Below are 19,638 nucleotides of genomic sequence, written 5' to 3'. Positions count from 1 at the left end.
CGGCACCCAGGGAAAACTTGCCCGCTCCATGTGTCTTTTTTGACGCTCGGGCGCTTGTGGCCCGAGAGAAAATCGGAAACAGTCGCCGCACATTCAAACAGGAGCGGTCATGGATCTGCGCGCCATCGCCATGGGGCTGGCCTTTGCCTTCATCTGGTCGTCGGCCTTTACATCGGCGCGGATCATCGTCGCGGATGCCTCGCCGCTGTTTTCACTGGCGGTTCGCTTCCTGATTTCCGGCATCCTGGGTGTCGCAATCGCCCGGGCCATGGGCCAGAGCTGGCACCTGACGCGGTCGCAATGGCATGCGACCATCCTGTTCGGAATCTGCCAGAATGCCCTTTATTTGGGTCTGAATTTCTATGCGATGCAAACGGTCGAAGCCTCGGTCGCGGCGATCATCGCCTCGACCATGCCATTGCTGGTGGCTCTGGCCGGCTGGCTGCTGTTCGGGGAACGGTTGCGCCCGCTGGGTGTTCTGGGTCTGCTGGCCGGGTTCGCCGGCGTGGCCCTGATCATGAGCAGCCGGATCAGCGCCGGGATCGACCTGTTCGGCGTTGCCCTCTGCGGGCTGGGCGCGCTGGCGCTGGCCTTCGCCACGCTGGCCGTGCGCGGCGCGACCTCGGGCGGGAATTTCATGATGGTCGTCGGTTTGCAGATGTTCGTTGGCTCGGCAGTTCTGTTCGTCGCCGCCCCGTTGTTCGAGACGATCTATGTCCGTCCAACCTGGCCGCTGGCGTTGGCCTTCACCTACACAACCCTGTTCCCCGGCCTGCTGGCCACGCTGATCTGGTTCCTGCTGCTCAACCGGATCGGACCGATCCGCGCGGCGACCTTCCATTTCCTCAACCCGGTGTTCGGGGTCACGATCGCCGCGATTCTGCTGGGTGAGCGGTTGGGCGCAATGGATGCCGTCGGCGTTGCGGTCACCACGCTGGGCATTCTGGCCGTGCAGTTGTCACGCCAGCCGGTTCAGCGCAGCAGGGCCTCGACCTGACGGCGCAGCTTGCGGGAATCCGGCCGGGTCGTCGACCCAAAGGTCGCCACGACCTCACCTTCGGAGCTCAGCAGGATCTTGTTGAAATTCCAGTTGGGCACAAACCCGGTTTCGGCCGCGACCGCCTTGTAGAACGGGTGCGCCTGCGGACCGGTCACGGGAGTGATGTCGGTCATGGGCAGAGATAGGTCATAGTTCAGCTGGCAGAACTCCTTGACCTCGCTGGCGGTTTCCAGCTCCTGGTTGAAGGAATCCGACGGGACCGCCAGAACCACCAAACCCTCGGGTCCATAGGTGTCCTGCAGCTTTTGCAGCCCGGAATATTGCCCGGTAAACCCGCATTGCGAGGCCGTGTTGACCACCAGAACTGGCTGGCCGCGCCAGTCCGACAGCGACAGCGTGCCGCCATCGATTGAAGGGAACTCTCCGGACACCGGTGCGCCTTGCACCGTTCGACCGATCAACAACAAGGCAGACAACAGCAACATTCTGAACATGGCGTGACCTCCTCTTTGATATTGATACGCGCGACGCACGGCGGCAGATCACCCGCACGATCGCGCGAGCCGGACGAAACAGGGCTTTGCTTTTGTCGCGGCGCACCCCAAATATCTCGGCAACGTATGAAACGCCGGAGGACCCATGCCCAAATACACCAAAGATCCATCGGTTGTCGCCGCCCTCTCGCCCGAGGAATTCCACGTCACCCAGCGCAACGGGACCGAACGCCCCGGCACCGGAAAGCACCTGAACAACAAGGAACCCGGCATCTATGTGGATATCGTATCGGGCGAGCCGCTGTTCGCCTCGACCCACAAATACGAATCGGGCTGCGGCTGGCCCAGTTTCACCAAACCCATCGTGCATGACCACGTCACCGAACTTGAGGACCGCTCGCTAGGCATGATCCGGACCGAGGTCCGCTCGAAACATGGCGACAGCCACCTGGGCCATGTGTTTCCCGATGGTCCGCTGGATCAGGGTGGGCTACGCTATTGCATCAACTCCGCCGCGCTGCGGTTCATCCATCGTGACGACATGGAGGCCGAGGGCTATGGCGAATACCTCGATCAAGTGGAGGACCCGAAATGACCGAACAACGCGCCGTTCTGGCCGGAGGCTGCTTCTGGGGCATGCAGGACCTGATCCGCAAGCTGCCCGGCGTTCTGCGCACCCGCGTCGGATATACCGGCGGCGACGTGCCGAACGCGACCTATCGCAACCACGGCACCCATGCCGAAGGGATCGAGATCTGGTTCGACCCCGCGCAGATCACCTATCGCGATCTGCTCGAGTTCTTCTTCCAGATCCACGACCCGACCACCGTGAACCGCCAGGGCAATGACATCGGAATGAGCTATCGCTCGGCCATCTATTACTGCGACGAAACGCAGAAACAGATCGCGCTGGACACGATCGCCGATGTGGATGCCAGCGGGCTGTGGCCCGGCAAGGTCGTGACCGAGGTCGAACCCGCGGGCGATTTCTGGGAGGCCGAGCCCGAGCATCAGGACTACCTTCAGCGTATCCCCAACGGCTATACCTGCCACTTCTCGCGCCCGGACTGGGTTCTGCCCAAACGCAGCAGCGCCGCCGAATAAAGGTCAGCCGACGGCCACCCGCGGGCGGCCGCTGGCTTCGACGGTCAGCATCGCCTCGACGAAGACATCCTTGCCTTCGATCCGGGCGGTGCGGATGTCACGGTTGACGATCACGCGGATATCCTCGGCCCCGGCTTCGCGCACGGCGCTTTCGGTCTCGCGCCGCAGTTCGGCCTCCAGCAGGTCCAACGCGGGTTCGGGTTCGGGGAAATCCTGCGGCCCGTCGTTCAGATGCACGCGGTACCGGCCTTCGGACGGGGCGGTCACCGTGCCCGCCCGCCGCATGGTCAGCCGCCCCACGACGGCCCCGATCGCGTTGGCCACCCCGGCATGGTCGGGCAGCACCATGGTGCAGCGCAGCCGCTCGCCGACCGCCGGGTAATAGCTCGGCGCCGAGGCTCCCAGCCCGACCACATCCACGTTCAGCCTCGTGTCCAACGCCAGCAGACCGCGATGCCCGCGCAAGCCCCGCCGCGTCAGCACATGGCGCGCCAGATCCTCGGGCGGCAGGCCGAACGCCTCGGCCTCTTCCGCAAAAGCAGTCTCTAACAAGGTTAAAACGGTCTGCTCGGTCAACTGATCCACGATCATCCCGGCCAGCTCATCGGCCGAGCCCGCCAGCCGGTCGCCCGACCCCACACGACGGCGAGCAATCAACTCCAGCGCCTTGCGCGCGGCATCGGCATCCCAATCGGACAGGCGCCCCAGAACGTGGCTGGCATCCGACGGCGTCACCCCCGAAACCTGAACGATCCCGCGATCCACCAGCCGGGTCAGAGCACCGTTTTCCATCCGCGTGCGCAACAGGGCGCTCAGGGACATAACCTTGTCCCCCAGCCGCTCCAGCAGCCCCGCCTCGCGCGGGCCCAGACCCTCGGCGTGGATGCCGGGCACGCGGCGGGCGAAACGGGTGTCGTGCTCGCCCACCGTGGTCGCGCGCAACTGCTCGTCCAGCGCGGCATGGACCACCCCGGGCGCCTGGGCCGCGATCAGCGACACCGGCAGCACCCGGCGCGGACCCAGGAACACACCGCCGCGCAGGCCCTCCGTCACCACATGCACCTGGCTGTCACCGCCCAGACCATGCGTGCGCATCGCCACCGCCTCCACCATGGTGCGGAACCCGCCGACCCGTGCGCCCGCCGGGTCGATCGCCGGCTTTCCGTCGCGGATCAGAGCCACATCGGTCGTCGTCCCTCCGATATCCGACACCAGTGCGTCCTGAACTCCGGTCAGCCAGCGCGCCCCCACGATCGAGGCCGCCGGACCGCTGAGAATCGTTTCGATCGGCCGCTCCCGCGCCTGCTCGGCGCTCATCAAGGCGCCATCCCCGCGCACCACCATCATCGGCGCGTCGATGCCCAGCTCGAGCAGAACATCCTGCGCCCGGCCGATCAGACGGTCGATCATTCCGATCAGACGTGCATTCAGCACCGCCGTCACCGCACGTTTCGGCCCATTCAGCTTGGCCGACAACTGATGCGAGCAGGTCACCGGCGCGCCGGTTTTCTCAGTGATGATCCGCGCGACCTCAAGCTCATGCGCGGGATTGCGCGTGGCAAACTGGGCCGCAACCGCGAACCCGGAAATCCCGGACTGCTGGTCCAGAAATTCGGTCAACGCCCCTGTATCCAAAGGCGCGGCCTCAGCCCCGGCATGGCTGTGCCCGCCCGAGATCACCAGCGCCGGGTCACCCTTCAGCGCATCGCGCAGCCCATGCCTGTCCAGATCGCCGTCCCGAAATCCGACATAGATCAGCGCGACGCGCCCGCCTTGCCCCTCGACCAGCGCGTTCGTGGCCAGCGTCGTCGACAGCGACGCCATCGAGATCTGAACGGGCGCGACCTGCGCCTGGTCCAGCACCGCCCGGATCGCCCGCCCGACGCCGATCGCCAGATCCTCGCGTGTGGTCAGGGACTTGGCCGAGGCGATCACCTCTTCCTCGTCCCGGATCAGCACCGCATCGGTGTAGGTTCCACCGGTATCCACACCCAAAGCCAACGCCATCGGGATCTCCATCCTGTTCGCAGTCACGGGTGTAGCGGTTTGAACCGACGCGTCCAGCCTGTTTGCGGCATTCACGACAGTTGTTCGACCGCCCAGCGCGCCGCGTCGGCCACCGTGGGGTCGGCATCCTCGATCAACGCCTGCGCGACCGGAATCAACTCCGACGACCCGGAATTGCCGATGGCATACAGAACGTTTCGCACGAACCGGCCGCGCCCGATCCGCTTGATCGGAGAACCCGAGAATCTGGCCCGGAACGCCGCATCGTCCAACCCGGCCAGTTCCGCCAACGGCGGCGCCATCAGGTCTTGGCGCGCGGCATATCGGATGTCACTGGCCGCCACCGCGAACTTGTTCCACGGACAGGCGGCCAGGCAATCATCACAGCCATAGATCCGGTTGCCCAGCTTGCCGCGCAACTCCTGATCCACCGGCCCCTTGTGCTCGATGGTCAGATAGGAAATGCAGCGCCGCGCATCCAGTTGATAGGGCGCCGGAAAGGCATCCGTCGGACAGGCATCCAGACAGGCCCGACACGACCCGCAATGATCCACTTCCGGCGGGTCCGTCGGCAGGTCCAGAGTGGTGAAAACAGACCCTAAAAAGGCCCAATTGCCCCACTCCCGGCTGACCAGATTGGTGTGTTTGCCCTGCCAGCCCAACCCGGCCGCATGGCCCAGTGCTTTCTCGGGCACCGGCGCGGTGTCGACGAACACCTTCACCTCGCCCCCGGCTTCGGCAATCAGCCACCGGGCCAGCCGCTTCAGCCGCTTTTTGACCAGATCATGGTAGTCTTTGTTCTGAGCATAGACCGAGATCGCCCCGCGATCGGGTCGGCCCAGAACCTCGGTCGGATCATGATCCGGCGTGTAACTCTCGGCCAGCATGATGACCGAGCGCGCCTCAGGCCACAGCTCCGCCGGATCCCCCCGCCAATGGGCGCGCTCGGCCATCCAGCCCATCTGCCCGTGATAACCGGCCGCCAGAAAGGCGGCCAACCGCGCAGGCACTTCCGGCACGTCCCAGGGTCGGCAGATCCGGCACGACACGAACCCCTCGGCCCGGGCCTGCGACACCAACCTGTCCTTCAATGCCGTCGCGCTGTTCATCTGGCCCAAAATATCCTCGGGGGTGAATTGGCCCAATGGGCCAAGAGGGTGCAGACCGCCCCCTGCCCCAACCTATCAGAAATCCAGGTCGGCGTAATGGGCGGGCGGGCGGAAGCCCGGCACCTGATCCGCCAGAATCGACCGGAAGGCCGGGCGAGACTTGATCTTGGCGTACCAGTCCTTGACCACATGGCTGCGATTCCAGTCCACGTCCGAAATATAGTCCAACGCCGACAGATGCGCGGCAGCCGCAAAATCGGCCAATGTCATCTGATCCCCCGCCAGCCAGCGCCGCTGATCCAGCAGCCAGGCCATGTAATCCAAGTGGAACTTGATTGCCCGCGCGCCTTCCTTGACGTTCTTGCTGTCGGGATAGCCCTGACCGGTCACTTTTTTGTTCACCCGCTCGTACAGCAGCTTGGATGTCACCTCATGGTGGAATTTGTCATCAAACCAACTGACCAGACGGCGCACCTCGAACCGTGCTTCCGGAGTTTTCGGCATCAATGCGGGTTCCGGCCGCGTCTCTTCGATGTATTCGCAGATCGCCGCGCTTTCTGACATCACCCGGCCATCCAGCCGCAGAACCGGGACCTTGGCCGCAGGGTTTCTGCGCAAGAAGTCCGGGGATTTTTCCCAGTACTTTTCCTCGACCAATTCGACTTCGATCTTCTTTTCCGCCAGGGACAGGCGGACTTTTCGACAAAAGGGGGACAGGGGAACGTGAAACAAACGCGCCATGTGGATCCATTCGAACCAATTGAGTACCGCTCAGCAATAGCCGCTGACGGGCAGAAGTTTCAATCCTCGAAGCAATCTGCGCGACCATCTGCGCGGATGGTGGCCGCTCCATCGCGGATCGCGGCGGCTCGTCTGCGGGTGTAAACCGACGGATCCGTGACCGAACGGTTTCGCGGTGACGGAAGGATTGCCGCCAGCCGCGCCGCCTGCACCGGGTTGAGTTGGGCGGAACTGACTCCAAAATTCTTGCGGGCGGCCGCCTCGATCCCGAACAGGCCCTCACCGGTCTCCGCCACGTTCAGATACACCTCGAGTATGCGCTTCTTGCTCCAGAAGATTTCGACGACCGGGGTCATGGAGGTCTCAAGCGCCTTGCGCACCCAACTGCGCCCCTGCCACAGAAAGACATTCTTGACCACCTGCTGAGAAATGGTCGACGCCCCGCGGTTGCCACCATCTTCAAGCGCATCGCGGATCGCGTTCACGTCAAAGCCCCAATGCAGGCAGAAATTCGCATCCTCGGCCGCAACGACCGATCGGGCCATGACCGGAGACATATCCTCGATCGCGACCCATTCCCGGTCCACCTTGCCCAGGCGGCGCCACTCGGACCAGATCGTATGGGTGATCGGCGGGTTGACCACGGTGTAAAGCAAAACAAGCGCCACGAACGCCGCGGCCAGGGCACCGACGACACGCAGTGCCCACCGCCGAATCCGAACGATGAGCGTTTCCGTTTTCCGAGACCGGGTTGCCTTTTTGGACTTACCGCGGGATTTGCGCGCTGCTTTCTTCGCCATGTTCCTGCTATACGCCGCAGCACCGGTATTTGGAACGGAATTATGACGCGATCAGCCGCCCTTCGCGCGGGCGCACCACCGGACGGGCGGTTTTCGGACCACCATCTTCCACCGCTGCCAACTGCGGAAACAGTCGCAACAGCTCGGCCTGGGTCTCCCGGTCAGACCGCGTAACGGCGTGGCCGGGATAGTAGCTTTCGCTTTTGGCGCCGTTGGCGATGACGATCTCGTGTTGGTCGAACAACAGGTGGAAATACTCGATCTCTCCACCTTCGACCCGGGTCACCGTCGTGCCGTTGACCAGGGAATGTGCGGCAATCAAAACCTCGGGGTGGCCGTAGAAATAAGCCGCGCGCCAATCGTCGATCAGCATCCGGTGCTGGGGCGAGAACAGAGTGTCACGGTCCAGTCCCAAAACCCCTTCGGCAAAGCGGATTGGTGCGGCGTTGCCCTCGGCCGCGACGGCAGTTCTCCCGACCCAGATCAGGGCCCGCGCACCATTGTCGACCGTCGTGACCAGGTCACCGGCCTGCAGATCCTCGACGCGGCGCAATCCATCGGGTGTCTTTATCAGTGTTCCGGCAGTAAAACACGGCGGCCCAAGCTCACCCGGAACCACCAGGGGACCTTCGGTATTGACGAAAGTCGTCGAGACTAGCGTCCCCTCTTGCAGCACCTGACCGTCCGTCGGGGTGAACACGCGGCTGCCATCAGCCAGATAGAAGGTGATCCCCGTGTAGGTGACGTTCCCCACACCAGACACGTTGATCGTCACCGTGTCGCCCGGCCAGGATCGGGTGACGTCGATGCCGTTGACCGAGTCATTGTCGGAACTGTCGATGTCGCCATCGTCGTTCTGGTCGACCAGGTTGTACTTCTCAACCGTCAGAAGGGTCCCCGTTGCCGGCGGGCTGGCCGGATCCATGGCAAAGAACTGGTCAAGATAGGTCGTGGGCATGCGACGACTCCCTGGCGAAATTGGCGGCAAGCGGAAGCATTGGCGAAATTTCCAAACTTTCCGTGTACAGGCCTAGCGACACGCAATGTTTTTTCAAGAAATCCGGAAACGGGAGGGCACAAAAGGAAAACCCCGCGTGTCTTTTCAAACACGCAGGGCAGGTTTCACAGGCGGTCTTATTCGGCCGGAACCGCCGCTGCCTCGTGGCTCAGCGGGTGGCTGAGTTTGTTCAGCATCTCCTTCGGGCAGACCTGCAGGAAGTTCGACAGCTCGACATCCCAGTGCTGCAGGATATCGGCGGCCTTGCGGCTGCCGGTCTCCGCGGCGTGGCGCTCGATCAGCGACTTCAGCTGCATCTCCCAATGCTCGACCGTTACGGGGCAGGTCACCAGGGTTTCCATGTTCATCAGCAGCTGCGCCTTGCCTTCGCGGTCGTACAGATAGGCCATGCCACCCGTCATCCCCGCGCCAAAGTTCGCACCGATGTCACCGAGGATCACCGCAACGCCGCCGGTCATGTACTCACACCCGTTCGAGCCGCAGCCCTCGACCACCACGGTGGCACCCGAGTTGCGCACGGCGAACCGCTCGCCTGCACGGCCAGCCGCGAACAGGTACCCGTCGGTCGCGCCGTACAGGACCGTGTTGCCGATGATCGTATTCCGGTCGGCCTGCAACGGGCTGACCTGCGGCGGGCGCACGACGATGGTACCGCCCGACAGGCCCTTGCCCACATAGTCGTTGGCGTCACCCGACACTTCCAGTTTGAGCCCCGGCGCGGCGAAGGCGCCCAACGACTGACCGGCCGAGCCTTGCAGTTTCACATGCAGGTGGTCCGGCTGGAACGTGTTGCGCATGCCAAAGTTCTGCACGATGTGGCTGGACACGCGGGTGCCGACCGTCCGGTGCGTGTTCTGCACGGCATAAGACAGCTGCATCTTCTCGCCATCCTTCAGGAACCGCGCTGCGTCGCGCACGATTTCTGAGTCCAGCGTATCAGGCACCGCGTTGCGGGGCTTGTCACGGTCATAGACGATGTTCTGCGCGCCATCGACGGTGATCAGGAGCGGATTCAGGTCCAGATCGTCCAGATGCGCCGAACCGCGGCTGACCTGCGCCAGCAGATCGGCCCGGCCGATGATTTCGTCGACCGACCGTGCGCCGAGGCTGGCCAGGATCTCGCGCACTTCCTGTGCGTAGAAGGTGATCAGGTTCACCACCTTGTCGGCATTGCCGGTGAACTTGGCGCGCAGGCTCTCGTCCTGCGTACACACGCCCACCGGGCAGGTGTTCGACTGGCACTGGCGCACCATGATGCAGCCCATCGCGATCAGGGCGGCGGTGCCGATGCCGTATTCCTCGGCCCCCATCATCGCCGCCATGACGATGTCGCGCCCGGTGCGCAGGCCACCATCGGTGCGCAGGGTCACCCGGTCGCGCAGGTTGTTCATCGCCAGAACCTGATGCGCCTCGGTCAGGCCCATTTCCCATGGCAGGCCGGCATATTTGATGCTGGTCGCGGGCGATGCCCCGGTGCCGCCATTGTGGCCCGAGATCAGGATGATGTCGGCCTTGGCCTTGGCCACCCCGGCGGCGATCGTGCCCACGCCCGAGGACGCCACCAGCTTGACCGTCACCTTGGCGCGCGGGTTGATCTGCTTGAGGTCATAGATCAGCTGCGCCAGATCCTCGATCGAGTAGATGTCGTGATGCGGCGGCGGCGAGATCAGCGTCACGCCCTTGGTCGAGTGACGCAGGCGCGCGATCAGATCGGTGACCTTCATGCCGGGCAGCTGGCCGCCCTCGCCAGGCTTGGCACCCTGGGCCACCTTGATTTCCAGCTCTTCGCACTGGTTGAGGTATTCGGCGGTCACGCCGAACCGTCCCGAGGCCACCTGCTTGATCTTGGCTGAGGGGTTGTCGCCATTCGGCTCGGGCACGAAGTGTGCGGGATCTTCCCCACCTTCACCCGAGTCGGATTTTGCGCCGATCCGGTTCATCGCCACGTTCAGCGTCTTGTGCGCCTCGGGGCTGAGCGCGCCCAGCGACATGCCCGGGGTGACAAAGCGCTTGCGGATCGAGGTGATCGACTCGACCTCCTCGATCGGGATCGGCTTGCCCAACGGTTTGAAATCCATCAGGTCGCGCAGATGGATCGGCGGGTTGGCCTGCATCTTGGCCGAATACTGCTTCCACAGCTCGTACGAAGCGCGGTTGCAGGCCATCTGCATCATGTGCATCGAGGTCGCTTCCCACGCATGGGTCTCGCCCGATTTGCGGGCCTTGTAGAAACCACCGATGGGCAGAACGTCCAGGCCGCTCTCCCAGCCTTTGGCGTGGATTCCTTCAGCTTTGGACTGAATGCCGGTGACGCCGATGCCGGAAATCCGGCTGGTCATGCCGGGGAAATACTCGGCCACCATGGCGCGACTCAGGCCCACGGCCTCGAAATTCAGGCCGCCGCGATAGGACGAGATCACCGAGATGCCCATCTTGGCCATGATCTTCAGCAGGCCCTGGTCGATCGCCTCGCGATAGCGCGCGACGTTTTCGGTCAGGCTGCCTTCCAGCAACCCGCGTTCGATCCGGTCGGCCAGCGAATCCTCGGCCAGATAGGCGTTGACCACGGTCGCGCCACAGCCGATCAGCACCGCAAAATAATGCGGGTCAATGCATTCCGCCGAACGCACGTTGAGCGAGCAGAAGGTCCGCAGCCCCTGACGGATCAAGTGCGAATGCACCGCGCTGGTGGCCAGGATCATCGGCATCGCCACTTTGCCGGAGCCGGAATACTGGTCGGTCAGCACCAAGTGACCCGCGCCCGAACGCACGGCCTCCTCCGCCTCGGCGCGGATGCGCGCCAGCGCGGTGCTCAGCGCGCCGGTGCCGGGTTCGAAGGTACAGTCGATCTCGGCCAGCGGCGCGTCGAAATTCGCCACCAGTTCTTCCCACTGGGCGTTGCCGACAAAGGGGCTTTCCAGCACCACGATCTCGGTCTGGCTGCTGTCTTCGTCCAGCACGTTCTTGAGGTTGCCGAACCGCGTCTTCAGCGACATCACGCGGTATTCGCGCAGGCTGTCGATGGGCGGGTTGGTCACCTGGCTGAAGTTCTGGCGGAAGAAATGGCTGAGCGGCCGGTACTGTTTGGACAGAACCGCCGAGGGCGTATCGTCGCCCATCGAGGCGATCGCTTCTTTGCCATCCTCGGCCATCGGTGCGAGGATCTGCTCCAGTTCCTCGACCGTATAGCCCGCCGCGATCTGGCGCTTGCGCAGCTCTTCACCGGTAAACAGCGGCTTTTCGGCGACCTTCGCCAGCTTTTCGTCCAGATCGTTGATCTTGCTGACCCATTCGCCGAACGGAAGGGCCGCGGCCAGCTTGTCCTTGATCTGCTTGTCGCGGTACAGCTTGCCCTTCTTCATGTCGACGGCCAGCATCTGGCCCGGACCCAGCGCGCCTTTTTCCTTAACGCTGGCCTCGTCGATCGGGACCATCCCCGCCTCGGACCCGGCGATCACCAGACCGTCGCCGGTGACGACATAGCGCATTGGGCGCAGGCCGTTGCGGTCGAGCCCGGCGCAGACCCAGCGCCCGTCGGTCATGGCCAGCGCGGCGGGGCCGTCCCACGGCTCCATCACCGAGTTGCAGTAGGAATACATGTCGCGCCAGGCCTGCGGCAGTTCCACCGCCTGTTTCGACCAGCTTTCCGGCACCAGCATCGTCTTGGCCATCGGGGCCGAGCGACCCGCGCGCACCAGAACCTCGAACACCGAATCCAGCGCCGCCGAATCCGACGATCCGCCCGCAATGATCGGCTTGATGTCTTCGGCATAGTCGCCAAAGGTCGCCGAGGCCATGCGAATCTCGTGGCTTTTCATCCAGTTGATGTTGCCCTTCAGCGTGTTGATCTCGCCATTATGCGCCAGCATGCGGAATGGCTGCGCCAGCCACCATTGCGGGAAAGTGTTGGTGGAATAACGCTGGTGATAGATGGCAAAGGCCGACTCGAAACGCTGGTCCATCAGGTCGGGGTAGAACACGGCGACCTGCTCGGCCAGCATCATGCCCTTGTAGATGATCGACCGGCAGCTGAGCGAGGCCAGGTACAGACCCGAAATCCCCGCGGCGGCGGCGGCTTTCTCGATCCGGCGGCGGATGACGTACAGCTCGCGCTCGAACGTGTCCTCGTCGACGCCCTTGGAATTCGAGATCAGGATCTGCTCGATCTCGGGCCGGGTCGCGTTGGCCTTTTCGCCCAGGCAGGTGACATCCACCGGCACGTGTCGCCAGCCATAGATGTAGTAACCCATCCGCAGAACTTCGGTTTCCACGATGGTCCGGCAGCGCTCTTGCGCGCCGAAATCGGTGCGCGGCAGGAACACCTGCCCCACGGCGATCAGCTCGTCCATCTTGGGCTCGTGCCCGGTGCGGCGGATCTGGTCATAGAAAAAGGGGGCCGGAATCTGCACATGGATGCCCGCGCCGTCGCCGGTCTTGCCGTCGGCATCCACCGCGCCGCGGTGCCAGATCGCCTTGAGCGCATTGATCCCGGCCTCGACCACCTTGCGGCTTTTCTTGCCGTCAACCGAAACCACCAGGCCGACCCCGCAAGAGGAATGCTCTTCCTGCTCGGAATACAGGCCATTTTCGGCCATCCACTTGCGCTTGGCTTCCTCGGCCCGGACCCAATCGGCATCAAATTTCGTCATTGGCTGTCTCCTTCTTCCGACGGGGCGTACATGGCCATGACCTCGGCTTCGGTCATCTGGCGGCGTTCACCTGCGAACGCGTAACCCTCGGGCTTTTTGTCGATGTAGAGTTCAAGTTTCAGCGTGTTGCCGGCCGCGTTGTCGAACAGGCCGGCCGCGATCTGTGTCTGGCCGTGCATCTCGCCCGGCAGGGTGATCCGGTACCACAGGGCCGATCCGCATTCTTCGCAGAAGGCGCGTTCGGCCCAGTCGGACGAGGTGAAGGTCTTGACCGGCCCCAGCGCCGCATAGCCCGGCTGCGCCGGAAAGGTGACCAGCGCGCTGCTGGTCCAGCGGCGGCACATGTCGCAATGGCAGGCGCCCAGCGCGTCGCGGGCGGGGGTCGCGGTCACGGTGACTGCGCCGCACATGCATTGGCCTTGCAATTCGGGCATCCTGTCCCTCCTGTCGCTGGGCTGCGGGATCATTCGGCCGCAAGCGCGGCCTTGCCGTTGAACCGGTCGATGATGGCCTGCGCGCAGTCGCGGCCGTCGCGGATCGCCCAGACCACCAGCGAGGCGCCGCGCACGATGTCACCGATGGCATAGACGCCGTCCATCTCGGTCTCGCCGGTTTCGAACGCGGCCTTGATGGTGCCCCAGCGGGTCACGGGCAGGTCAGGCTGGCCGAACAGGGTGGGCAGGTCCTCGGGCTCGAAGCCCAGCGCCTTGATGACCAGATCGGCCTCTTCGACGTAATCCGCGCCCTCGATCACTTCGGGGGCCTGGCGGCCGGTGGCGTCGGGTTGGCCCAGGCGCATCTTCTGCACCATCACGCCGGTGACCCGCTCCTCGCCAACAAACCCCTTGGGCGCGCTGAGCCATTCAAAGATCACGCCCTCTTCTTCGGCGTTCTGGGTTTCGCGCTGTGAACCCGGCATGTTGGCCCGGTCGCGGCGATACAGACATTTGACCGAGGTCGCACCCTGGCGGATCGAGGTTCGTACGCAATCCATCGCAGTATCGCCGCCACCGATCACGACCACTTTCTTGCCCTTGGCGTTCAGACGGCCATCGTCGAACTCGGGAACCGCGTCACCAAAGCTTTTGCGGTTCGAAGCAGTCAGGAAATCGATTGCCTTTTCGATGCCGGGCAGGCCACTGCCGGGCATGGTCAGATCCCGTGACTTGTAGACTCCCGTCGCAATGATCACGGCGTCATGTTTTGCGTGGATTTCGGCGAACTTGGCAGCGTCGACGTCACAGTTCAGTTCAAAAATGACGCCACCCTCGGCCAGCAGGTCGTTTCGGCGTTGAACCACGTCCTTTTCCAGCTTGAAGCCCGGAATGCCGTACATCAGCAGCCCGCCCGCGCGATCATAGCGGTCATAGACCGTGACCTGAATCCCGGCCCGGCGCAGCATGTCCGCCGCCGCCAGACCACCGGGTCCGCCCCCGATGATGCCGACGCTTTCAGGGCGTTCGGCGGTTGGAGCGACAGGTTTGACCCAGCCTTCCTCCCACGCGGTGTCGGTGATGTATTTCTCGACCGCACCGATGGTGACAGTGCCATGGCCCGATTGCTCGATCACGCAGTTACCTTCGCACAGTCGGTCCTGCGGGCATATACGTCCGCAGATCTCGGGGAAGGTATTGGTGGCCTGGCTGGTCTGATAGGCTTCTTCAAGCCGTCCGGTGGCGGTCAGGCGCAGCCAGTCGGGGATGTTGTTGTGCAGCGGGCAGTGCGACTGACAATACGGCACACCGCATTGGCTGCAACGGCTGGCCTGCTCGGCGGCTTTTTCGGCGGCGTATTCGGCATAGATTTCATGGAAGTCCGCTCTGCGATCGGTTGCGGCGCGCTTTTCAGGCATGTCACGATCGATCTGCACAAATTTCAGCATCGGTTGCTTGGCCACGGTCAGACTCCATGAATTGGCTTGGTCGGATTTCTTTATGCGAAGCCAATTCGGATGAAAAGTCAACTGTACTGACCTAAATTGGAAAAAATCAGAAAGATCGATCTCTTTCGGCGACTTTCTGTTCATTTTTAGGACCACTTCGGACCTAAATCCTGACTTTCCTTTTGCTGATCGCGCTTATACGCCTTGAATGCAAAGAACACGGGCGCAAACACGGGCGGGCAGATGAGTCTTTTTCAGCTGATTCTGGTGGCGATCATCCAGGGGATCACCGAGTTTCTGCCGATTTCGTCATCAGGCCACCTGATCCTGCTGCCCAGCCTCACCGGAATGGAAGACCAGGGCCTGGCCATCGACGTCGCGGTGCATGTGGGCACATTGGGCGCGGTGGTTCTGTATTTCTGGAGCGACGTGAAACTGGCCCTTGCGGGCCTGCCACGTGCTTTGCGCGGGCGCATCGACACCCCACAGTCCCGACTGGCCCTGGCGTTGATCGTAGCCACCATCCCGACCGTCGTCGTTGGTGCCATCCTGCACCTGACCGGCCTCAGCAGCGCGATGCGGTCCGTGGCGGTGATCGGGTGGACGATGCTGGGCTTCGGATTGCTGCTGTATTGGATGGACCAAAAAGGCCCCCAGACCAAAGAGGCCGCCGATTGGGGGCTGCGGGACGCGGTTGTTCTGGGTCTGTGGCAGATCCTGGCGCTGATTCCCGGCACCTCGCGGTCGGGGATCTGCATCACTGGCGCGCGGCACTTGGGGTATACCCGCGAGGACGGCGCGCGCATCGCGATGCTGATGTCGATCCCCACAATCATCGCCTCGGGCGCGCTGCTGTCGTTGGACGTGATCGGGCAGGCCAACGCTCAGCTGGCCAGGGACAGCGCCATTGCAGCCGTGTTCGCCTTTGTTTCGGCCCTGTTGGCGCTGAGCCTGATGATGCGTCTGCTGCGTAGCGTCAGCTTCACGCCATATGTGATCTATCGCGTGATCCTGGGTACGATCCTGCTGATTGTCGCTTACAGCTGATCAGATGCGCAGGTTCCGGGCCGAGTTCTGGATGTCGTCATACTGACCCGACGGGCGGAATTTCCACAGGTATTCCGGCAGAACCGATTCCAGCGAAGCAGGCTCGATCCCCAGATCGGCAAAACCCTTCGCTCCTTCGGACACCACATTGTCACGGCGCAGGTTCTTCAACTGGTCGCGGGTCAGGATGTTGTTCGGAAACAGCTGGAAGCTGATGAATTTCAGCATGTCCAGAACCCCCGCCATGATCCGCCCAACCCAGAACGGCAGACCGATGATGATGCGGCGGCGGTGGATCACCCCGAGCATCTGCTGCATCAGCTCGCGGAAGGTCTTGGCCTCGGGCCCACCCAATTCGTAGACGCCCGGTGCGGCCTGACCCAACACGCCCTTGACTGCGGCCTGCGCCACGTCATCCACAAACACCGGCTGGAACCGGGTGTCGGCACCAAAGATCGGTAGGAAGGGCGAGATACGGGTCATGCCGGCGAAACGGTTGAAGAACTGATCTTCGGTCCCGAAGATCACCGAGGGTCGCAGGATCACGGCATCGGGGATATGGGTCAGCACGGCAGCCTCACCTGCCGCCTTGGTGCGGGCGTATTCGCTGTCGGAATTCGCGTCAGCACCGATGGCCGAAATGTGGACCATACGGGAAATGCCTTGCTCGTCCGCCAGACGGGCGATGCGGCCCGCGCCTTCGGCTTGCACGGCGCCAAATCCATTCTTGCCCAGTTCGTTCAGAACGCCCACGCAGTTGACGACCGCATCGGCGCCATGCATCGCACTGGCCACCGAGGCATCATCGCGGATATTGCACAGAATGGGCTCGACCTGGCCCACGACGCCATAGGTCTTGACGAAGATTGCCTCGTTCGGACGGCGGACCGCCACCCGTACACGCCACCCTTCGTTCGCCATGCGTCGCGCGATATAGCGGCCGACGAATCCCGATCCACCGTAAATCGTGACCAGTTTGGACATGGTTGGGCTCCTGCTGTGTGGGTCTTGTTCCGATCTACCGCTCCAAAGCCCGGCAAACAAGGCGCAATAACGCCGCGCATAAGGCAAAAAACACTGCCGGAACCGACGGGATCGCGCCGCGAGAAGGTGACCGAAAAAAAACTTTCGATAATCCGTTCGAATCCTGTTGACGCCCTCGGCGAGTAGGCTTAAACGCCCCTCCACGACACCTGCCCAGGTGGCGGAATTGGTAGACGCGCTAGCTTCAGGTGCTAGTGTCCGTATGGACGTGGAGGTTCGAGTCCTCTCCTGGGCACCATATCCCCGAACAGATATGACAACCGCGCAAACCACCCTCAAACGGGTGGTCGGCTCTCATTCCATCTTCTGCAGTTCCTCCATCTCGCGGCGACGGATCTTTGCCTGAGACCGCACCCGCTTGATGAATTGCTGGGGAAGGTCCGGTCCACGCAGCGCCGCGTAGGCCTTGCTGGTCGGGTCGCCGATCAGCTCGGCGTATTTGACCCATGTGCAGAAGGCGAAGACATCGCGCAGGCTCACATGCTCACAGGTGTTGCTGTCCCGGGCCTGTGCCGGAAGCTTGATCGACCTGAAATAGGCCTTTTCGATAGCGGGCCATTGCGGATCGGGAACGAACTCGGGCGCGTCATCAGTTTCCGGGAATTTGAATGCCGGATACTTCTGCCCGTATTCCGAACATCCGTGCGAGATCTTGCTGCTGATTCCTTCAATGCCATGCTTGGCCTGAAGATCGCGGAACGCCTGCAGGCAGGCGCGCCCGTCATCAACGGTGTCGCAATAGATATAGGCCTTGTACGGAAACTTGATCCCGTCGCGCAGCTCGATCATGCATTTGCGGGCGTTGTCATTGGGTAGATCCAGCTTAAGCAACAGGGCATAGGTCTGGAACATCGCACGCAGGTCATGCGGCAAAATCTGCACCTTGTAGCAGTCATTGCACAACGACGGGATGGCGCCGGTCTCTTTGAAGAAGTCCAGAAAAACGCCGCAATAGGCGTTCTGCCCGCGTACCTTGAGGACACGCCCGGAAAAGACCTGCCCGATCGGCACCGCTTGCGAAACACCGCGGTTTCGCAATGCGGCCAGCCATGCGCGGTACTGTTCGACCATGTGCTCGGGCTCAAAAAGATCCGCCTGCCAATCGGCGCCCAGCGAGGTAACGATGTCCGCTTGTGCCGCAGAGAAACGCCCGGCCGAACCCGGAGCCTTGGGCGCATGTTCCAGCCGTGTGACCAGCTGACGAATCGACTTGAGGTCAGCGGGCTTCATCACCAGCCAATTCTCAAGTTCGGCAATTTTCGAGGTGTGGGGCACCACTGTCTCCTGCTGCATCATCGCCAAACGCTATGCAGGTGCATACCCCCCTCACGCAATTCGTCAACCGGAACGGCGCCGGGCGCCTGCGTCAGGCAGCGGTTTGCGCGGCAACGACCTCGCCGAACCGGGTGAAGAACTTGCCCGAGAGCTTCTTGGCCGTTCCGGCAATCAGACGACTGCCCAACTGGGCGATCTTGCCCCCGACATCGACCTTGGCGGTATAGGTCAGAACGGTCTCATCACCATCTTCGGTCAGCGTGACGTCCGCACCACCCTTGGCAAAACCTGCGGCTCCGCCCTTGCCCTCGCCCACCAGCGAAAACCCGTCGGGGGCGTTGGTCTGGTCCAGCGTCACCTCGCCAGCGAAACGCGCCTTCACCGGACCGATTTTCAGAACCACCTTGGCCTCAAGCTCGTTGGGGGCGGTCTGGGTCAGCTCTTCGCAGCCGGGGATGCATTCCCGCAGAACCTCGGGATCGTTCAGCGCGCGATAAACCGCGTCCCGGGGGGCCGCGATGCGAATTTCGTCAGTCAGTTCCATTGGGTATTCCTCTGCTCAGCAACATCTGGGAAAGACGCGCAGCGCCTGTTCCGCGGCATCCTCGGGGGTTTGAGCGGGCCGGGGCGGCCATAGCCGCGCCACCCAGCTACGCAAGTTTTTCATCATGAGTTGTCTCCTCGGCGGTGTCCGCATTTCGCCAGCGCACGATCTCGGCCAGGATCGACAAGGCGATTTCATGCGGATCAATGGCCCCGATATCCAGCCCGGCAGGCGACTTCAGGCGCGCAACCTTCTCGGTGTCCATGCCCTGCGATACCAACCTGGCCGACAGCACCTTTGCCTTGCGCTGGCTGGCCACCATCGACACCCGCCTTGCCGGCGTACCCAGCGCCGAGGCCAACGCGGCCCTGTCGTTCTGGCCTTGCGAGGCGACGACCACAAAATCGCGGGGCTCAACCCCCAACGCATCCACGTCGTTTGGGTCGAAACATGATTGCGCCGCTTCGTCGCTGGCCTCAAACGAAACGAATACGCGCAACCCGGCCAATGCCGCATGAGCCGCCAACGCATGGGCAATCGGGGTATCGCCAAAGATCACCAGGCGGGGTGCGTGTTGATAGGGTTCGACCAGCAGATCGACCGTACCGCCGGATGGGCAGCCACTCTTGAAGGTCTGAACGCCATCCGGATCGGTCATTGCCACCACCTTGTCCGAGGGTTTCACGCGGATCATCCGCGACGCACCGCTGGCCAGCGCTTCCTGTGCCGAGGCGCGCACCGCCCGCTGGACACAGGCTCCGCCCAGATGGCCGAGGATCCGCCCGTCCCGGGTGATCGCCGCCTTGGCGCCCGCCTTGGCCGAGGTCGCATCTGCCGTCCGCACCACCGTTGCGACGCAGAACGCCTCGCCGCTGCTGCGCAACTGGTCAATCGTGTCGAAAATGTCGAAACCAGGCATGATCG

At 63.0% G+C, this 19,638-nt stretch carries 17 protein-coding genes and 1 tRNA gene; 5 read left to right on the top strand and 13 right to left on the bottom strand.

The window, feature by feature from the left end; translation table 11 throughout:
- Positions 1-109 precede the first annotated feature (109 nt).
- Positions 110-997: a DMT family transporter gene (locus tag ACR0BA_RS18235; protein ID WP_480729320.1), complete on the top strand. Its 888-nt coding sequence runs from the start codon at positions 110-112 to the stop codon at positions 995-997.
- Here ACR0BA_RS18235 and ACR0BA_RS18230 read toward each other — a convergent pair.
- On the bottom strand, positions 973-1,494 hold the full coding sequence (locus ACR0BA_RS18230) for a glutathione peroxidase (RefSeq protein WP_480729319.1): 522 nt from the start codon (positions 1,492-1,494) through the stop codon (positions 973-975). The two genes, ACR0BA_RS18235 and ACR0BA_RS18230, sit on opposite strands and share 25 nt — an antisense overlap.
- 145 nt (positions 1,495-1,639) lie before the next feature.
- Between ACR0BA_RS18230 and msrB the strand changes: the two genes are divergently transcribed.
- Entirely contained in the window at positions 1,640-2,089 is a 450-nt protein-coding gene (gene msrB, locus ACR0BA_RS18225; protein WP_005979690.1) for a peptide-methionine (R)-S-oxide reductase MsrB, read from the top strand.
- Positions 2,086-2,598, top strand: a complete 513-nt coding sequence (gene msrA, locus ACR0BA_RS18220; RefSeq protein ID WP_170361000.1) for a peptide-methionine (S)-S-oxide reductase MsrA — start codon at positions 2,086-2,088, stop codon at positions 2,596-2,598. The genes msrB and msrA overlap by 4 nt, the downstream gene beginning before the upstream one ends.
- Before the next feature lie 3 nt (positions 2,599-2,601).
- On the opposite strand, the gene ACR0BA_RS18215 is transcribed toward msrA, so the two are convergent.
- The 8 genes from ACR0BA_RS18215 to ACR0BA_RS18180 all read right to left on the bottom strand — a co-directional run bounded on the left by ACR0BA_RS18215 (position 2,602) and on the right by ACR0BA_RS18180 (position 14,819).
- On the bottom strand, positions 2,602-4,605 hold the full coding sequence (locus ACR0BA_RS18215) for a hydantoinase/oxoprolinase N-terminal domain-containing protein (RefSeq protein WP_480729317.1): 2,004 nt from the start codon (positions 4,603-4,605) through the stop codon (positions 2,602-2,604).
- A 71-nt stretch (positions 4,606-4,676) separates the two neighbouring features.
- Entirely contained in the window at positions 4,677-5,714 is a 1,038-nt protein-coding gene (gene queG / locus ACR0BA_RS18210; RefSeq protein ID WP_480729315.1) for a tRNA epoxyqueuosine(34) reductase QueG, read from the bottom strand.
- Between the two features lie 75 nt (positions 5,715-5,789).
- Positions 5,790-6,455, bottom strand: coding sequence for an FtsZ-binding protein FzlA (gene fzlA, locus ACR0BA_RS18205; protein ID WP_170364267.1), 666 nt, complete (start codon positions 6,453-6,455; stop codon positions 5,790-5,792).
- A 59-nt stretch (positions 6,456-6,514) separates the two neighbouring features.
- Positions 6,515-7,255: a monofunctional biosynthetic peptidoglycan transglycosylase gene (gene mtgA, locus ACR0BA_RS18200; protein ID WP_480729313.1), complete on the bottom strand. Its 741-nt coding sequence runs from the start codon at positions 7,253-7,255 to the stop codon at positions 6,515-6,517.
- A 40-nt stretch (positions 7,256-7,295) separates the two neighbouring features.
- A complete protein-coding gene (locus tag ACR0BA_RS18195; protein ID WP_480729311.1) occupies positions 7,296-8,213 on the bottom strand; it encodes a Hint domain-containing protein in 918 nt (305 codons plus the stop codon).
- A 176-nt stretch (positions 8,214-8,389) separates the two neighbouring features.
- The gene (gltB, locus tag ACR0BA_RS18190) at positions 8,390-12,922 is read right to left on the bottom strand and encodes a glutamate synthase large subunit (protein WP_480729310.1); all 4,533 of its coding nucleotides are present in this window, start codon (positions 12,920-12,922) and stop codon (positions 8,390-8,392) included.
- Positions 12,919-13,356, bottom strand: coding sequence for a GFA family protein (locus tag ACR0BA_RS18185; RefSeq protein WP_005979708.1), 438 nt, complete (start codon positions 13,354-13,356; stop codon positions 12,919-12,921). The genes gltB and ACR0BA_RS18185 overlap by 4 nt, the downstream gene beginning before the upstream one ends.
- A gap of 29 nt (positions 13,357-13,385) precedes the next feature.
- Positions 13,386-14,819 carry an NAD(P)-dependent oxidoreductase gene (locus tag ACR0BA_RS18180; RefSeq protein ID WP_480729308.1) on the bottom strand — a complete coding sequence of 478 codons (1,434 nt, stop codon included), beginning with the start codon at positions 14,817-14,819 and terminating at the stop codon, positions 13,386-13,388.
- Between the two features lie 228 nt (positions 14,820-15,047).
- On the opposite strand from ACR0BA_RS18180, the gene ACR0BA_RS18175 reads away from it, so the two are divergent.
- On the top strand, positions 15,048-15,851 hold the full coding sequence (locus ACR0BA_RS18175) for an undecaprenyl-diphosphate phosphatase (RefSeq protein ID WP_480729306.1): 804 nt from the start codon (positions 15,048-15,050) through the stop codon (positions 15,849-15,851).
- On the opposite strand, the gene ACR0BA_RS18170 is transcribed toward ACR0BA_RS18175, so the two are convergent.
- Positions 15,852-16,835 (bottom strand): complex I NDUFA9 subunit family protein, encoded by a 984-nt coding sequence (locus ACR0BA_RS18170; protein WP_480729304.1) that lies wholly within the window; start codon positions 16,833-16,835, stop codon positions 15,852-15,854.
- A gap of 211 nt (positions 16,836-17,046) precedes the next feature.
- Here ACR0BA_RS18170 and ACR0BA_RS18165 point away from each other — a divergent pair.
- Positions 17,047-17,133, top strand: a tRNA-Leu gene (locus ACR0BA_RS18165).
- Between the two features lie 56 nt (positions 17,134-17,189).
- Here ACR0BA_RS18165 and ACR0BA_RS18160 read toward each other — a convergent pair.
- The 3 genes from ACR0BA_RS18160 to ACR0BA_RS18150 all read right to left on the bottom strand — a co-directional run bounded on the left by ACR0BA_RS18160 (position 17,190) and on the right by ACR0BA_RS18150 (position 19,633).
- The gene (locus ACR0BA_RS18160) at positions 17,190-18,170 is read right to left on the bottom strand and encodes a hypothetical protein (RefSeq protein ID WP_480729302.1); all 981 of its coding nucleotides are present in this window, start codon (positions 18,168-18,170) and stop codon (positions 17,190-17,192) included.
- A gap of 91 nt (positions 18,171-18,261) precedes the next feature.
- On the bottom strand, positions 18,262-18,714 hold the full coding sequence (locus tag ACR0BA_RS18155) for an SRPBCC family protein (protein ID WP_093963846.1): 453 nt from the start codon (positions 18,712-18,714) through the stop codon (positions 18,262-18,264).
- Between the two features lie 106 nt (positions 18,715-18,820).
- A complete protein-coding gene (locus tag ACR0BA_RS18150) occupies positions 18,821-19,633 on the bottom strand; it encodes an XdhC family protein (RefSeq protein ID WP_170447156.1) in 813 nt (270 codons plus the stop codon).
- Positions 19,634-19,638: the final 5 nt, after the last annotated feature.

It is taken from the genome of Ruegeria sp. CI5 (assembly GCF_056536885.1).
The sequence above is the reverse complement of the archived record's forward strand: the minus strand, read 5'-3'. Positions and strand labels throughout refer to the sequence as shown.

Coding starts and splice junctions, on each gene's coding strand:
- ACR0BA_RS18235 (WP_480729320.1), top strand. CDS start 110: ATGGATCTGCGCGCCATCGCCATGGGGCTGGCCTTTGCCTTCATCTGG.
- ACR0BA_RS18230 (WP_480729319.1), bottom strand. CDS start 1,494: ATGTTCAGAATGTTGCTGTTGTCTGCCTTGTTGTTGATCGGTCGAACG.
- msrB (WP_005979690.1), top strand. CDS start 1,640: ATGCCCAAATACACCAAAGATCCATCGGTTGTCGCCGCCCTCTCGCCC.
- msrA (WP_170361000.1), top strand. CDS start 2,086: ATGACCGAACAACGCGCCGTTCTGGCCGGAGGCTGCTTCTGGGGCATG.
- ACR0BA_RS18215 (WP_480729317.1), bottom strand. CDS start 4,605: ATGGCGTTGGCTTTGGGTGTGGATACCGGTGGAACCTACACCGATGCG.
- queG (WP_480729315.1), bottom strand. CDS start 5,714: ATGAACAGCGCGACGGCATTGAAGGACAGGTTGGTGTCGCAGGCCCGG.
- fzlA (WP_170364267.1), bottom strand. CDS start 6,455: ATGGCGCGTTTGTTTCACGTTCCCCTGTCCCCCTTTTGTCGAAAAGTC.
- mtgA (WP_480729313.1), bottom strand. CDS start 7,255: ATGGCGAAGAAAGCAGCGCGCAAATCCCGCGGTAAGTCCAAAAAGGCA.
- ACR0BA_RS18195 (WP_480729311.1), bottom strand. CDS start 8,213: ATGCCCACGACCTATCTTGACCAGTTCTTTGCCATGGATCCGGCCAGC.
- gltB (WP_480729310.1), bottom strand. CDS start 12,922: ATGACGAAATTTGATGCCGATTGGGTCCGGGCCGAGGAAGCCAAGCGC.
- ACR0BA_RS18185 (WP_005979708.1), bottom strand. CDS start 13,356: ATGCCCGAATTGCAAGGCCAATGCATGTGCGGCGCAGTCACCGTGACC.
- ACR0BA_RS18175 (WP_480729306.1), top strand. CDS start 15,048: ATGAGTCTTTTTCAGCTGATTCTGGTGGCGATCATCCAGGGGATCACC.
- ACR0BA_RS18170 (WP_480729304.1), bottom strand. CDS start 16,835: ATGTCCAAACTGGTCACGATTTACGGTGGATCGGGATTCGTCGGCCGC.
- ACR0BA_RS18155 (WP_093963846.1), bottom strand. CDS start 18,714: ATGGAACTGACTGACGAAATTCGCATCGCGGCCCCCCGGGACGCGGTT.
- ACR0BA_RS18150 (WP_170447156.1), bottom strand. CDS start 19,633: ATGCCTGGTTTCGACATTTTCGACACGATTGACCAGTTGCGCAGCAGC.